The sequence below is a fragment of the Corynebacterium pyruviciproducens ATCC BAA-1742 genome (assembly GCF_000411375.1).
Lineage (GTDB): Bacteria > Actinomycetota > Actinomycetes > Mycobacteriales > Mycobacteriaceae > Corynebacterium > Corynebacterium pyruviciproducens.
In genome coordinates this window covers 656,143-671,572 of the sequence record NZ_KE150446.1, presented here as the reverse complement: position 1 = coordinate 671,572, position 15,430 = coordinate 656,143, and the positions used below count along the sequence as shown (strand labels likewise).

The following is a 15,430-nucleotide window of genomic DNA, read 5'->3' as shown; positions in this document are numbered from 1 at the left end:
GTAGAAAGCACTGCGTGTGAATTTGCTCTCGCACCAGAAAAGCCGGGGGCTGTCGATGCCTGGTTTGGTACCGTGAAAAGTATTCGGAGAACTGCTACTGCCATTGTCTGATGGACTATCGGATCCCGATGATTGAACCGCCAACGTCTGTGCAATCACCTGGAGAGTTTCTCTGCCCAAAGGACATCCTGGACATGCAGGGCCGTCACCACGATGGCCTCTTCTACATTCACACAGGAAAGGGAATGCTCGTGTCTGCCTCGGTATTACAACGGATTAATCGCGCTGTGGAGAACCACTTTCGCCGAGCCAGAGGCGTGACCCTAGCTGCCGTAGCCGCATTGACGGTGGCTGCGCTTGTGCCAACCTCGGTGTGGAACGCAAACGTGGTGGGGGCACGTTCCCTCACCGCTTCGAGCGCGGCGGCGACCTCGCCGGCCCGCGCAGTGGAAAGCCTAGACGGAGGTGACGGCCCGTCACGAGTGCAGCAGACGGGCCGTTGGTTTACGGATCAAGAGGGCAGGGCGTTCCTCACCCAGGGAGTCAACATGGTGTACAAGCATGCTCCCTACACGGCCGAGGCGGCCGGGTTCGACGAAAACGACGCGCAGTGGCTGGCCGAGCAGGGCTTTGATTCACTGCGCCTCGGGGTGATGTGGAAGGCAGTGGAGCCCGCTCCGGGGATTTACGACGATGCCTATCTTGACAGTTTGGTTCGCACCACGGACCTGCTGCACCGGCACGGCATTTACGTCCTGCTCGATGCCCACCAAGACATGTACAACGAGCGCTTTGAGGGCGAATTCGCGCCCGATTGGGCGGTCAAAGACGATGGACTGCCCAGCCAGCCGAGAGTAGGTTTTCCTGGCAACCAGGCGGTCAATATCGGACTCATCCGGGCTTACGATAACTTTCTTGCGAATGCTCCTGGCACGGACGGGGTAGGTCTGAGAGATCGCTTTGCCGCCATGTGGGGGCACGTGGCCAGCCGCTTTGCCAATCACCCGGGCATTATGGGCTATGACGTTCTCAACGAGCCCTGGCCCGGCAGCGCCTATCCGCTGTGCTACCTCACAGGTGGCAACTGTGGCACGGCTGCCAACTCGGCACTCACCGCCCTGCACCAACAGGTGGCGGATGCCATCACTGCCGAGGACCCGCACGCCATCATCCACTTCGAGCCGTACTCCCCGTGGAATATCGGCCTCAACACGAACCCGCAGCGGCCACAAACCGAGCAGGCAGCGCTGAGTTGGCACGTCTACTGCGTGAGCAACGCCTTGGCGAACCGCTACACGGGATGCGAGCTGCTCGACGGGCGGGTGTTTGACAACGCTGAACGGGTGGCGACGAGCCAGAATACGGCAACAATTCTCACAGAGTTCGGGGTGACGGACGATCCGGAAACGCTCGCCGGAGTCATCGGCTTGGCGCGCAATGCCCTTGTGGGGTGGCAATACTGGTCTTACTGTGGCTGCAACGATCCAACCACGCAGAACCAAAAGGAACAGGGGATCGTGGAGGACCCCACCCGTCCGGGGCCGGTGACCGCGGATGCGGTCAATCCGGAGAAACTCCGCATCCTCTCGGCGCCACACCTGCGCTTTACAGCGGGAACACCCGTGAGCGCGGCGTGGGACCCCGCCACCTCCATGTACGAGGCGACATGGGAGACCAATCGAGTCGATGGTAAGGGAGCCTTCCCCGCCGGTTCTGTGACCGAGATCGCCGTCCCTCCCAGCAACTATCCCGCCGGTTACATCGTCGCTGTACACCGGGGAGAAGTGAGAAGTGTCGAGGACGCGGGGATTCTGCTCGTTCGCTCCACGGGTGCGGAACTCGTAACGGTGAGGGTGACCGCCAAAGCGTCGTAAAGGTAGGCGCCGAGCGGCAGATGGGGTCACTTTCCTCACCGTCGAGAAGCGTGTGTGACAGTAAGCCCCACCAACGTTGGCAGAGCCCCAAGGCCTGCTCGTCCGGCGCAGTGGTTACCACCGCGAGGCGCGGGCTGCCCCACGCTCGTGCCCTACCACAACTCGTGCCGACGCGAAGCGACGTGGCGCGCAGTGGGCGTGTAAGCGAGCAAAGGGGCCGACACACCCCTAGTTGCGGAACCCGTGGACCGGAGCCGGGATGAACCCACCGCGGGAGACAAATTTCTCAGCGGATTTGCGCCCCACCTCGATAACCGGTGCGTAACCCAAGAGGCCACCAAAATCGACATTGTCGCCCACTGTGGCGCCGGGAACCGGGATGACGCGCACGGCGGTGGTCTTGTGGTTCATCACGCCGATGGCGGATTCATCGGCGATGATGGCCGAGATGGTGGAGGCCGTGGTGTCTCCGGGGATGGCGATCATGTCCAGGCCCACCGAACAGATGCACGTCATCGCCTCCAGCTTTTCGATGCGGAGGGTGCCTGCGCGGACGGCATCGATCATGCCCTTGTCCTCGCTGACGGGGATGAAGGAGCCGGAGAGGCCACCGATGCGGGAGCATGCCATGAGCCCGCCCTTCTTCACGGCGTCGTTGAGGAGCGCCAGCGCTGCCGTCGTCCCGTGGGTGCCCACCTGTTCCAGGCCCATGTGCTCGAGGATGTGGGCGACGGAGTCGCCCTGCTCAGCGGTGGGGGCCAGTGACAGGTCCACGATGCCGAAGGGGACTCCCAGGCGCTCAGAAGCCATCGTGCCCACGAGCTGACCGGCGCGGGTGATCTTGAACGCGGCGCGTTTGATCTCGTTAGCCACCTGGTCAAGCGTCGCATCGGTGAGTGGGCCGAGGGCCCGATCAACGACGCCGGGACCGGAAACGCCCACGTTGATCACCACGTCGGCCTCCTCCACGCCGTGGAAAGCGCCGGCCATGAAGGGGTTATCGCTCACCGCATTGGCAAACACGACGAGTTTGGCGCACGCGATTGCTGACTGGTCTTTGGTGAGCTCTGCCGCGTCCTTGACCACCTCGCCGAGGAGCTTGACCACATCCATATTGATGCCGGCGCGGGATGAGCCCACGTTGACGGAGCCACAGACGATGGCGGTCTCGCTCAGCGCCCGCGGCATGGACTCGATGAGGCGCCGCTCGCCCGCGGTGAGCCCCTTATCGCACAGTGCGGAGTAACCGCCGATAAAATCGACGCCGACCTCCGCTGCGGCCTTGTCCAACGCGTGGGCGACGAGTACCGGGTCGCCGTCGACGGCCGTGGCGAGCAGTCCGACAGGGGTAACGGAGATCCGCTTGTTCACAATCGGGATGCCGAGCTCGTCCTCGATCCCCTCGCACACTGGAACGAGGTCACGAGCGGTTTCTACGACGTGGGAGTAGACAGCATCGGCGGTGTCTTCCATCGTGGAGCGGATACAGCCGAGCAGGTTGATGCCCATGGTCACCGTGCGGATGTCCAGGCGCATGTGCTCGACCATGTTGATGGTCTCGAGAATATCGCCGGCGTTAGTGATGAGGGGTGCTTTGCCAATCGGAGTAGACATATTTGTGCTCCTCCTAAATGCGGTGCATGGCGGTGAAAATCGCCTCGGACTGGACCCTGATGACCAGCTGTTGTTCTTCTTCCACGGTGGTCATGCGCTTTTTCAGTTCAGCTATGGAGGTGACGGAATCGTCGAACTCACCGTGCAAGATCATGGTGAAGAACTCGTCCATGATGGTCTGGCTGATATTCAAAATGTTGACGTGTTTCTCCGCGAGTGCCGCGGCGACTGCGGAAACAATGCCCGTGTGATCTGGGCCTGTGACGGTGATAATCGCGATCATGAAAAATGAGTATATCGCGGCCTCGCGAGTATTATGCATTCGGTGTTGGCCAGGCGGTGGGGTCTCGATATGCTGGTCACCCGTGAAGGAATTTGATGACGCCCCAGTACAAAAAGACCAGCCGGTTACGCAAGATCGCCAACGCCACGGTGGGACCTCGCGTACCCTTGCGTGGCTTCTCGACGATCTCATCACCATCCCCGGCACCAACCGGCGGGTGGGGCTCGACCCGCTGGTAGGGCTTGTCCCCGGCGCCGGTGACGTCCTCACGATGGTTGCTACCGGCTCCACGCTTATCGACGGTCTTCGCTACCGCGTGCCCCTGCTCGTCCTGCTCCGGATGATCGTCAACATGGCGCTCGACTCGTTCGTCGGCGCGATTCCTGTGGTGGGGGATGCCTTCGACTTTGTTTTCAAGGCGAACCGCCGCAACTTGGCCCTGCTGGAAAACGCCATCGCCGATGGCAACCTGGCCCGCAACCAGTCCAAGCGGTACTTCATCGTCGCGGGGATCGTCGTTCTCCTCGTCTTCATTGCCGTCATCGCGCTCATCGTGTGGCTCATCGCGTTTAGCGTGGGCAAGATCGGCTGGTTCTAGTCGCTAGCCGCGAATACGCGAGCAACGGGCCATACGCCACCGGGTGTGCCCCACAACACAGATCCCCGGGGTAACTGCCCTGGGTGAGTCGCCCCAGCAAGGTGCTCGTACACCGGTGGCGAAGGCAAAAGAAAACACCCGCCACAGCTGCGGCGGGCGATAGTGCCCGGGCACGAGGCCCGGACGGGGGAACAAGGGGCTTGGAGGGGCGAGCTACCAGTTCTTGTTGCGCTCGAGATCGGCCTCGGCGGGAACCACAGCCGGCAGCTTGGTTACCAGCTTGTGAATGCCCCACAGCCCGAGGAACACGGGGATGCCGAGGTACGGGGTGAGAATAGCGAGGAAATCTTCACCGGCGGCAACCGGCCCGATGGCCTGCCCGATTACCACACCGAAGCAGAGCACCAGTGCTACGATGGCCCCGAGAGGGAAGAACGGGCTCTTGTACGGGAGGGTATCGAGCGACACATTTTGCGCCTTGAGCGCCATCCTGAACTTGTAGTGAGACCAGGAGATGCCGATCCACGTGATAAAACCGGCGAGAGCCGACAACGTGAGCAGGAAGGTGTAGGCCACGCCGTCGCCCACGATGGAGGTGATGAACCCGCTCATCCCAATAACGGTGGTGGCGCACAGTGCACGCAGCGGCACGCCGTGGGAGGTGAGCTTGGCAAAGAACTTCGGCGCTTGCCCCTCCGTGGCCAGCGAGTAGAGCATACGAGTGGAGGCGAACAGACCGGAGTTACCTGCCGAGAGAACCGAAGTGAGGATGACCGCGTTCATGAGAGCGGCCGCAAACGCCACGCCCGCACGATCGAAAACGAGGGTGAACGGGGAAATCGCGATGTTTGATTCGGAGGCGTTGAGGAGGTTCGGGTCGGTGTAGGGGATGAGGAAACCGATGACCGCAATGGCACCGATGTAGAAGATCATGATGCGCCAGAAGATTGTCCGAATGGCCTTCGGAATTGTCTCCTCTGGGTTTTCTGCCTCGCCTGCGGCGACGCCAACAAGCTCGGTGCCCTGGAACGAGTAGCCTGCGGCGATGAACACCATGAGGATGCCGAACCCGCCGTTAACAAACGGAGCCTCGCCGGTGGTCCAGTTCTCCAGCGCGGATTCCGAGCTGAAGAAGATGCGGATGATCATGATCGTGCCGAGGGCAAGGAATACGAGGACGGTGACCACCTTAATGAGCGCGAACCAGAACTCGCTTTCGCCGTACGCACGGGAGGATAGTGCGTTAATGCAGAAAATCGCTGCGAGGAACACCACCGACCAGACGATGGATGGCACCTCGGGTAACCAGTACTTCATCACCAGTGCCGCAGCGACGAGCTCGGCTGCCACCGTGATCGCCCAGTTAAACCAGTAGTTCCAGCCCATAGCAAAGCCGAAGCTGGGGGAGACGAACCGGCGCGCGTACTCCTGAAAGGAGCCGGCGACGGGGAGGTAGGCAGCCATCTCACCGAGAGACTGCATGATGAGGTACACCATGATGCCGATGAGCGCGTAGGCAACGAGCGCACCGCCCGGTCCCGCCTGGGAAATCGTGGTGCCGGAGGCCACAAAGAGTCCGGTACCGATTGCACCGCCAATGGCGATCATGTTGAGGTGGCGGGCCTTTAGTCCTCGCTTTAGCTCTGTAGCCGCCTTGTCTGTCATAATTCAACTACTTTCCATGTCGGTGCAGGTAATGATTAGATTTTCGACGGGCCATTAAGAAATGTCAAAGTGACCCCCCATTGGTGGAAGTAGGCCTCCACCTGCGAAGAAAAGGGGTGATCAATGAGCCCGCCCACCTTCTGTCTATGCAGGAGCCTTACGGGTCTCGCAATAGCGGACAAACGATCTAAGCACACCGTTGGAATAGGTCGTGTCCACGGAGGGGAGGGTGGCGACGATCTTGTCAAAATCTTCGCGGTGGAAATAGCCGTAATCAATGTAGAACCGCATCCGAGCCTCCATCGAATCGGGGTTCATCTCGGCGTGGAACTGGCATGCCCAGGTGTGCTCCCTGTACCTAAAGATCTGCACCGGGCAGGTCGGTCCGGTGGCAAGAAGCGTGCACACCGGGTTGAGGTCGGTGATGTTTTCTGTGTGCCCTGTGAGGGCCTGGAACTCCTCGGGGAAGCCAGAGAACAGCGGGTCCTTCTTGCCTTCCTCGGTGAGTTGGACAAGGGTGGCGCCTGATTCCTCGGGGTGCGTGCGCCCCACAGCGCCTCCGAGGTCGGAGGCGACGTAGCCGGCACCAAAACAGATGAAGATGGTCGGTAGCTCGCAATCGACGAGCCTGCGTAGCTGGCCCATGATGTGGATCTGTTTGGGGGTGTGGAGCTTGTCCGTGATGTTAAATGGGCTGCCACCAATGAGTACGCCCTTGTACTTGTCAATCGGCGGGACCAAGTCTTCCGTACTGTCTAGTTGTACTTGGTCAAGCTCATCGGCGCTGAGCCCGGTGGCTTGGAGAAAGTCCTTATACTCTTGTGCGACAATGTCATCGCCGGTACGTGGGGAGACCAACAGGAAGGAAGACATGGGGATTATCCTACTGTGATACCGCCCACGACCAGCTATCGGGGTGCGGGCGGCGGCGCCTTGAACGGTGCCGAGCAGCTACTTGCCTACCTCGCCGGTGCGAACCGCATGCTCGGCGAGTGAGAGCACCTCCCGCAGGATGGCCGGCTCTTCACCGACCGAGAGGCGGGAGATCAGCCCATCGAGGATCGTTTCCAAGAACGCACGGTGCACCTCGATGGCGTGTTCGTCACGGTTGGCAGGGGAGCCGCCCACCGGGTTCTCTGCCAACCTCTCGCGCAGGGCGTTATCCACAATCTGCTGCTGGTCTTGCCACCGCTCGCGAAAGTGTGGGTCCGTACGCACAAGGCGAACCACTTCCAGCCTCGTGGCTAACCAATCGTGGCGTTCGGGGTGGTCGAGCATCTCGTGCATGACCTGAACGAGCCCGGCGGAGGCGATGACATCGGCCTGCCGTTGAGCATCCTCCCTTGCCAGCGCGAAAAAGAGCCCTTCCTTATCGTCAAAATGATGGAAGATCGCGCCACGGGATTTCCCCGTCGCTTCCTCGAGTCTTCGTACGGTGGCTCCCTCGTAGCCGTAGTGGCCGAAACAACGGCGTGCACCGTCGAGGATTTCTGCTCGGCGATTGTGGAGGTCTTCTTCTGAGACACGAGGCACGGCAACTGTACGCTTTCTTTTAACAAGTAAGAGATGTTTGAAAGGCAGGCGAAACGCCCGCACATATTTTATTCCGCCACGCTAAGTACCCGATACTGTGGGCGCACGTTGCACCCGGCGTCGCGGGCGCGCTGTGGGGCTAGCGCAATGGGTGAGGGGAGACGGCTCTATTACCGTCTCCCCTCACATTGTTTAGTTCACCGCCAGCACATTCTGGGGTTTTGCCGCGGGTAGGTTACTCACCCTTGGCCATGTTCCGCAGCACGTACTGCAGAATGCCGCCGTTGCGGTAGTAGTCAGCCTCACCGGGCGTGTCGATGCGGACGACGGCGTCGAACTCGACCTCGTCGCCGGACTCCTTCGTTGCCGTGACGTGCACGGTGGAGGGGATTTCGCCCTCATTGAACGCGGTGATGCCAGCGATATCGAATGTCTCCGTGCCGTCGAGACCCAGGGACTCATGCGATTCGCCCTCGGGGAACTGCAGCGGGATGACGCCCATGCCGATGAGGTTCGAGCGGTGAATACGCTCGAAGGACTCAACGATGACGGCCTTCACACCGAGCAGGTTCGTGCCCTTGGCTGCCCAGTCGCGGGACGAGCCGGAGCCGTACTCCTTACCACCGAGAACCACGAGCGGGATGCCCGCCTTCTTGTAGTTGACGGAGGCATCGTAGATGAAGGACTGCGGGGCGCCTTCCTGTGTGAAGTCGCGAGTGTAGCCACCGGCAACATCGACGAGCTGGTTGCGCAGGCGGATGTTGGCAAAGGTGCCGCGAACCATGACTTCGTGGTTGCCACGGCGGGAACCAAACGAGTTGTAGTCCTTGCGGGCCACACCCTTGGAATCGAGGTACTGCGCCGCAGGAGTGCCAGGCTTGATGGCGGAAGCAGGCGAGATGTGGTCGGTGGTGACCGAGTCACCCAGCTTCACCAGCACGCGGGCACCCTTGATGTCCGACACCGGCTCCGGCTCCTTCGGCATCCCGTCAAAGTACGGTGCCTTGCGCACGTAGGTGGAGTTCTCGTCCCAGGCGAAGGTGTCGCCCTCCGGGGTGTTGAGGTTCTGCCACTGCTCGTCGCCCTTGAACACGTCGGCGTAGTCGGCTTCGTACATTTCGCGGGAGATAGCGGACTGGATCGTCGATTCGATTTCGTCCGTGGTCGGCCAGATGTCCTTGAGGTAGACATCGTTGTCTTCCTTGTCCTGGCCGAGCGGCTGGGTTTCGAAATCGAAGTCCATGGTGCCGGCGATGGCGTAGGCGATGACGAGCATCGGCGAAGCCAGGTAGTTCATCTTCACGTCGGGGGAGATGCGTCCCTCGAAGTTACGGTTACCGGACAGGACCGCGGTTGCTGCCAGGTCGTTCTCGTTAATCGCCTGGGAAACCTCGGCGGGCAGGGGACCGGAGTTACCGATACACGTGGTGCAGCCGAAGCCGGCAAGGTAGAACCCGAGTGCCTCGAGATCCTTCCACAGGTCTGCGCGCTGGTAGTAACCGTCCACCACTTGCGAACCGGGAGCACAGATCGTCTTCACCCACGGCTTTGCGGCAAGTCCCTTCTCCACGGCCTTGCGGGCGACGAGGCCTGCGCCGATCATGACAGACGGGTTCGACGTGTTCGTGCACGAGGTGATGGAGGCGATCGCCACCATGCCGTGGTCGAGGGTGTACTCGCCACCGTTTTGCGAGGTAACGGTGATCGGGTTGGAAGGACGGCCCTTTGCACCAACGGCGAGTGTCTCACCGTGGCCTTCGCCCGACTTGTTGAGGTCGGTAACTTGCTGGTTGTCCTCAATGTTGCCACCCTCGGCAGCCATCTTCTTGGCGGGCTTGGAGTCATCCACGCACACCTCGTCCTCGGTGTAGTTGGCAAGATCCTTGCGGAACTGCTCCTTGGCCTCGGAGAGGAGGATGCGATCCTGCGGGCGCTTCGGGCCGGCGATGGAGGGAACAACGGTGGAGAGGTCGAGCTCCAGGTACTCGGAGTACTCGGCATCGACGGTGTTCTCATCCAACCACATGCCCTGAGCCTTGGCATAAGACTCCACGAGGGAACAGTGCTCCTCGGAGCGGCCGGTAAGACGCAGGTAATCGATCGTGACCTCGTCGATGGGGAAGATAGCGCAGGTCGAGCCGTACTCCGGGCTCATGTTGCCAATGGTGGCGCGGTTAGCCAGCGGCACCTGCTTCACACCCTCGCCGTAGAACTCGACGAACTTCTGCACCACGCCGTGCTGGCGCAGCATATCGGTGACCGTGAGGACCACATCGGTAGCCGTCACGCCGGCGGGGATTTCGCCGGTGAGCTTGAAGCCCACGACGCGCGGAATCAGCATGGACACCGGCTGGCCGAGCATGGCCGCCTCTGCCTCAATGCCGCCGACACCCCAGCCGAGGATGCCGAGACCGTTTTCCATGGTGGTGTGGGAGTCGGTACCAATACAGGTGTCGGGGTAGGCGAGGCCCTCGTTATCAAACACGAGCCGGGACAGGTATTCGATGTTGACCTGGTGCACGATGCCAGTTCCCGGGGGAACGACTCGGAAGTTGGAGAAGCTCTTGGAGCCCCAACGGAGGAATTGATAGCGCTCGGCGTTGCGCTCGTACTCGATCTTGACGTTTTCTTCCAACGCCCGATCATCGCCGAATGCCTCGACGATGACGGAGTGGTCGATCACCATCTCCGCGGGGTTGAGGGGGTTGACCTGGTCGGGGTTGCCACCGAGGTCCTTGACGGCCTCGCGCATGGTGGCAAGGTCGACGACGCACGGAACGCCGGTAAAGTCCTGCATGAGGACGCGCGCAGGGGTGAACTGAATTTCCGTTGACGGCTCAGCCTTGGGGTCCCAGTGCGCTATGGCGTTGATGTGGTCTTCGGTGATATTCTTCCCGTCCTCGTTGCGGAGCAGGTTCTCACCAAGAACCTTGAGCGAGTAGGGGAGCTTCTCCATCCCCTCGACGGCCGAGAGCGCGAAGTAATCGTAGGTCTTATCACCAACGGTTAGCTGCGTCTTGGCACCAAATGAGTTCTTTGAAGTGGCCATAGGCGTAAACAGACTCCTTAAGTTGATCTTCACCAGTGCACATTTTCATGATGTGGCCAGTTGCATCGGGTACCCGTCCTGCTCCGAGAACAGACGCGCTAACGCATCCACGATGGGCTGCGTAGCGTTGCCGGAAGCATCGAAGTACACTCACGATTTCTGCATACCGTGGAGAACAACTAGCTCACTCCAACAATAATAACAGTACGAGCGTTCTGGTTCCGAAACTCGACGAAAACGTGCGCCAACTCACGCAAATAAGCTCATTACTAGCCCCAAGTGGGGTTGATTCCCACGTCACTTCCACGCGAGGCGGGCGAAAACTAAACTTGGCACACCCCCTCATTGTCTCGTGCGGGTAGCACACCAACACGGACCACGCCACCGCGTTCCTACATATATCTAGGCTCATGCCGAGTCCGACGTTCCGTGGACTAGGAACCCTAGCGCAACGTCATCGCTGTTGACCCCGACCAAACGCCGTCAATCTTTAGCCCTCTGCATCATGCATAATCTAGTGGCGTTCACCGGCCCCATCGCAAGAATTGATCCCGCAACTGGGTACACGTCGTGCACACGGTCCCACGCAACATCCTCACTCGACTCTCCGGGCCTCCTTACTCGTCGCCGGGATGCCAACCGTTAGAATGGGGGAGCTGGCAGCCGGATATCGCCGTCGTTACTTTGATAGTGCACGGTTATGATGCCGCGGCCAACTGGAAAGACCGCGTTCCTCTCAGGGCGCGTGGCCGATAGCGCGCCGCCCCCCCCACAAACGGGCGGCAAAGAAGACGATCGAAAGCGAGACGACAGTGATCCCTGACGACGTAGACATTAGTGAGCTAGTTGACGAGCTCAACGCCGACGGCGTCTACGTGGGATCTCTTGGCGACAAATATCCCCGCATGGAAGACCAGCTCATCGCCGTCACCGAGAAGGCGCAGGAGCAGGGGATCGGAGATATGCGGATTGCCTTCCTAGATCAAACTCCGGCGCACACCGCAGACCTTCGCGATATCGCACAGGAACTCATCAATCGCACCGGCGCCGACCTTGTTCTCGTTCGCAACCCGGTATCCGGGGCGGTCGTGTCCGACGACATTTCTCGCGCGACACTTGAAGCGGCCCAGCATCACTTTCTCGCTGACCCCGATTACGTCCGGGCAGCGAATTTCTTCGTCGATTACGTCAGCTCGACCCATGTGTCATGGGGGATCGTCGCCGTACTCATTTTCATTGCAGTTGCCGTCGTCGCCGCCGGTACGTGGTTTGTCACGCGCCGCTTGTATTCCAAGTAGAAGCTATCTGCAAGATAGATTTCAAGCCACGTGGCATGAACGTTGAAGCCACGCGGAGTGCTGGCAGTGGCCACTCGATAGGCAGGTAATAGCCACGTGGAACACGGGTTCAGCTGCTCATATCCCGAGCAATGAGCCGGCAGGTGCAGAACTTGGTTCCTGGCGGCATACGCCAACCAAGTAACCTCACATAACGAAGCGGAAGCACGAACGCGGAACTCAATCCACGAGGGCACGTTGGGGTATGGAGCGGAGGAATGCCTCTGTTCCCTTCGCGTCTGTACACACCCGAGCCTGCGAACACCCTCCGGTCTCACGGTTACTTCTCGGCTCCAGCTCTACTGCGTCACCCCTCACCATCACATCTGACTTATGCGAAGACCGGCAGGGAAGCGCGTGGTCGATACTCTTTTTTAAGCCAATGAACATTCTGCCTATGAACCGGCGAACCGCAGAGCCACCCCGCATGGATCCATACCTTCGGTCAACTATGACGTCCACTTCGAGCTGTTTGACACACCGCAATACGTGGGGATAAGCAAGGGGAGAGGTGTGTCCAGCAGTCAAGTCTCCTTACTTGTCTAACTAAGTCATCTGAAGTCGTCCTACACTGGTGGCGTCGGGACATCCCCCGGAGCCGTTCGCACGCTTGGGAGAAAGCAGAGAAGCGAGAACTCGCCGCTTCTTTCATTCGCCACACCGACCAGACCCACGGTGTCGTGCTGTGGCTAAAAACTTCTTACCTTTCCAATTCTCCATGCGTTGACCACTCTTTCAAGGCCTGTAAGAAGCCTGCATATTCCGTGAGAAAGACTGCTGTTGAGGCGCGGCTAGAGGGTCGAAGCGGGAACACTTCGTTATCAGAATCCACATCCAATACGGGTAAACATATGGGCGTGTCGGCCCCATGTGACAAAACTCACATAACGAATCTATAACGGTCAAACGCCAGGTAGCGACATTGTTAGTCATGTTTCCTGGCTTTACTCATGTGAATATCGTGAATATAGTTCCCAAATTTGACCAAAGTGAATTAATCTATCCGTAGTCGGCTCACGAGGCGACGTACAACTCAAGAACAACATGAATCACATTTGGTACATGATGACTTCCGTCAAGGTTTAGAACTTGATCAATTCGATTGCGATCAATCGATGCTTTCAGCCAGTGGGGAAGCTTGCGAGAAAGCGACGGTCATTTTCTTCGCCGATGCCACAACGGTGGCAGCGGGTAGTGCGTTGGGTAACTCAAGGGGATTCGCGGTTGGTCTCGGGATGGGTGTTGTCACGCAGCCGGCTATTCCTGCACACGCGTGCACGGCCTCGCGGAGGGCGAAATTCTGGATCGCTCTGTCGCGTGGGTGAGGCGCGCACAATAATTGAAGCTTCGTTCATCTTTTGAACATCAACGCACTGTCGCGTGGGAACTAATCCCCACGAGAGGGCTGCGCTTCCTCTAAGCCTGGGAGAGCCCATGAACTCCACCGGACTTCTCGGCGTGGCAGCTAAGCGTTAGACAACCAATGTTTGATGGAGACTCGACTCGCGTCAAAGCTCCACTGACACGGGTTGGTCTAGTGCGGCCTGGACACGGCGTTATTCGTAACAGAAGGCGCGCGGGGCTTCAACGTTCAAGAGGAGACCTCGTGGTTTGCTTTTCACCAGTCCGCGGACTGAAACATCGTGCCCTGTCTTTGGGCGCGGCCGGCATGATTGTCGTGTTGGCCGGAGCGAATGCCCCTGTGGCTAGTTCTCAAGATGCGAATTCGATGCAGCTGACGCAGCTGGCCAGCCAGCTTTCCAGCACCGTTTCGGAGATCGCAGCCCTAGAAGCGCAGATGGGGGGTTTACAAGAGGCAGTCAACCAAGCACTCGTAGACCTGAAGGACGCACAGATCATCGCGGAAGCTGCGCGCCAAAACGCAACGGCCGCCGGGGGCGAGCTGAAGAAGGCTGAGGACGACATGGCCTCAGCCCAGGACAAGCTCAATGAGCTGTCCCGCACGGCCTACAGGCACAACGCGAGCGGGGCTAACCCGTCAGCCATTGCCTCCCAAAGCGATGCCAAGCGGCAGCTCGATCGCTACACTTTCCTGCGCCGGCAGGCCGCCGAGCAGCGAGGTGTTGTAGAGGCACTCGATGCCGAGCGAACCAAAAAGGCGAACAAGGAGTCTGCCCTCAGAGCGGCTCAGAAGGAAGCTGAAGACCGCGAGGATGTAGCACGCCAGGCAGAACAGAGTGCGAAGAGCGCCATTACGACGCAAACGCTTGCGCTGCAGTCCAAACAGACTGAGCGAGAGCAGCTCCTTGAGCAGGCCCGCTCGGTGAAAGAGCAGATTGACAATCTTCGAGCAGCTCGCAGCGGCGCAGAGGAAGGTGCCGCTGCTACGGCCCGTAGCGCTGCACTGCCAGGCGAACAAGGACAGACCGATCCGGCTGCCGACACCGCTGCTCCCGCGTCCGCGCCCGTGGTCCAACCCCAAGCTTCAGCCCCGAGCGATTCTGCTGCAGAAACAAGCGGGTCCGAGGTGGGTGGGGCGCCAACCTCGACAAGTGCCCCCTCGACCACTTCGGATGCCCGGGCGAGCGATTCACAGGGACAAGGTGAAGGCGCCGAGACTTCCACGCCTGCAGTAGCTTCCACACCCACCGCTCCTCTCCCGCCCGCAGGCACCGCGTCTCGCGCAGCCACTGGCACCGCGTCGGACATCGATTATCTCCAGTTGGCTAACACGGCAATCGATACTGCCCAGGCGGTTGTTGATTCGGGTCTGTTGGATCCTGGCACGCTTGATGATCCGTTCAAGACTCTGGACGCGGTGGGCACCGTGTTGCCCGCACTGTCTGGCTCGTCCTCCTTGAGTTCAGACGATGGCACGTCGACCTCGGATGCCAGCGGAGATTCGAACACCACCGGTACAGGAAACTACCTCGACCTGGGCACGATGGAGGACCTCACCAACAAGGCTTCGTCCTTGGTAACCGGTTCGAAGGATGCACGCATTGAAACTGCCATTGCTCGTGCTAAGAGCCAACTCGGCACCCCCTACGCGTGGGGTGGTGGGGATGCGACCGGCCCGACCAAGGGAATCCGAGACGGCGGAGTGGCCGATACCTACGGCGACTATAACAAGGTCGGCTTCGATTGCTCTGGTTTGGTTCTCTACGCCTTTGCCGGCGCCGGAATCGCGCTTCCGCACTACACCGGTTACCAGTACCAGCGTGGTACCAAGGTGCCCATCAGTGACATTCAGCGCGGCGACCTGCTGTTCTGGGGCCCCTCAGGCAACCAGCACGTAGCGATTTACCTGGGCGACGGTCAAATGATCGAGGCTCCGCAGTCTGGTGGCGTGGTTCAAATCAGCCCGGTTCGTTACGGTGGCATGGCTCCCAACGCGGTGCGCCTCATCTAATCCACCACGCCCCTCAGCCAGGGGCTCACGTGACACGCTGCTCGCTCAAAAGAGCAGCGACAATATAAGACCAGCCGTGAGGGTGCGTGTGCAGGACACACCCT

The 15,430-nt window shown here is 60.0% G+C and carries 10 protein-coding genes; 4 read left to right on the top strand and 6 right to left on the bottom strand.

The window, feature by feature from the left end:
• The first annotated feature begins 317 nt into the window (after positions 1 to 317).
• Positions 318 to 1,874, top strand: a complete 1,557-nt coding sequence (locus HMPREF1219_RS02920; protein WP_245554383.1) for a glycoside hydrolase family 5 protein — start codon at positions 318 to 320, stop codon at positions 1,872 to 1,874.
• Between the two features lie 228 nt (positions 1,875 to 2,102).
• Here HMPREF1219_RS02920 and HMPREF1219_RS02915 read toward each other — a convergent pair whose 3' ends face one another.
• The gene (locus HMPREF1219_RS02915; RefSeq protein WP_016457523.1) at positions 2,103 to 3,488 is read right to left on the bottom strand and encodes a PFL family protein; all 1,386 of its coding nucleotides are present in this window, start codon (positions 3,486 to 3,488) and stop codon (positions 2,103 to 2,105) included.
• Positions 3,489 to 3,501: 13 nt separating this feature from the next.
• The gene (locus HMPREF1219_RS02910; protein WP_016457522.1) at positions 3,502 to 3,771 is read right to left on the bottom strand and encodes an ACT domain-containing protein; all 270 of its coding nucleotides are present in this window, start codon (positions 3,769 to 3,771) and stop codon (positions 3,502 to 3,504) included.
• An 82-nt stretch (positions 3,772 to 3,853) separates the two neighbouring features.
• On the opposite strand from HMPREF1219_RS02910, the gene HMPREF1219_RS02905 reads away from it, so the two are divergent.
• Complete coding sequence (locus HMPREF1219_RS02905) at positions 3,854 to 4,369, top strand: DUF4112 domain-containing protein (protein WP_016457521.1); 516 nt, start codon at positions 3,854 to 3,856, stop codon at positions 4,367 to 4,369.
• Between the two features lie 213 nt (positions 4,370 to 4,582).
• Here the strand turns inward: HMPREF1219_RS02905 and HMPREF1219_RS02900 are convergent, their stop codons facing one another.
• The 4 genes from HMPREF1219_RS02900 to can form a co-directional block, all read right to left on the bottom strand.
• Complete coding sequence (locus tag HMPREF1219_RS02900; RefSeq protein WP_016457520.1) at positions 4,583 to 6,034, bottom strand: amino acid permease; 1,452 nt, start codon at positions 6,032 to 6,034, stop codon at positions 4,583 to 4,585.
• 144 nt (positions 6,035 to 6,178) lie between these two features.
• Entirely contained in the window at positions 6,179 to 6,907 is a 729-nt protein-coding gene (locus HMPREF1219_RS02895) for a glutamine amidotransferase (RefSeq protein ID WP_016457519.1), read from the bottom strand.
• Positions 6,908 to 6,985: 78 nt separating this feature from the next.
• Positions 6,986 to 7,567, bottom strand: coding sequence for a TetR/AcrR family transcriptional regulator (locus tag HMPREF1219_RS02890; protein ID WP_016457518.1), 582 nt, complete (start codon positions 7,565 to 7,567; stop codon positions 6,986 to 6,988).
• A gap of 235 nt (positions 7,568 to 7,802) precedes the next feature.
• Entirely contained in the window at positions 7,803 to 10,616 is a 2,814-nt protein-coding gene (gene can, locus HMPREF1219_RS02885) for an aconitate hydratase (RefSeq protein WP_016457517.1), read from the bottom strand.
• A gap of 812 nt (positions 10,617 to 11,428) precedes the next feature.
• On the opposite strand from can, the gene HMPREF1219_RS02880 reads away from it, so the two are divergent.
• Positions 11,429 to 11,914, top strand: coding sequence for an Rv1476 family membrane protein (locus HMPREF1219_RS02880; RefSeq protein WP_016457516.1), 486 nt, complete (start codon positions 11,429 to 11,431; stop codon positions 11,912 to 11,914).
• A 1,645-nt stretch (positions 11,915 to 13,559) separates the two neighbouring features.
• The gene (locus tag HMPREF1219_RS13355; RefSeq protein WP_016457515.1) at positions 13,560 to 15,326 is read left to right on the top strand and encodes a DIP1281 family NlpC/P60 protein; all 1,767 of its coding nucleotides are present in this window, start codon (positions 13,560 to 13,562) and stop codon (positions 15,324 to 15,326) included.
• Positions 15,327 to 15,430: the final 104 nt, after the last annotated feature.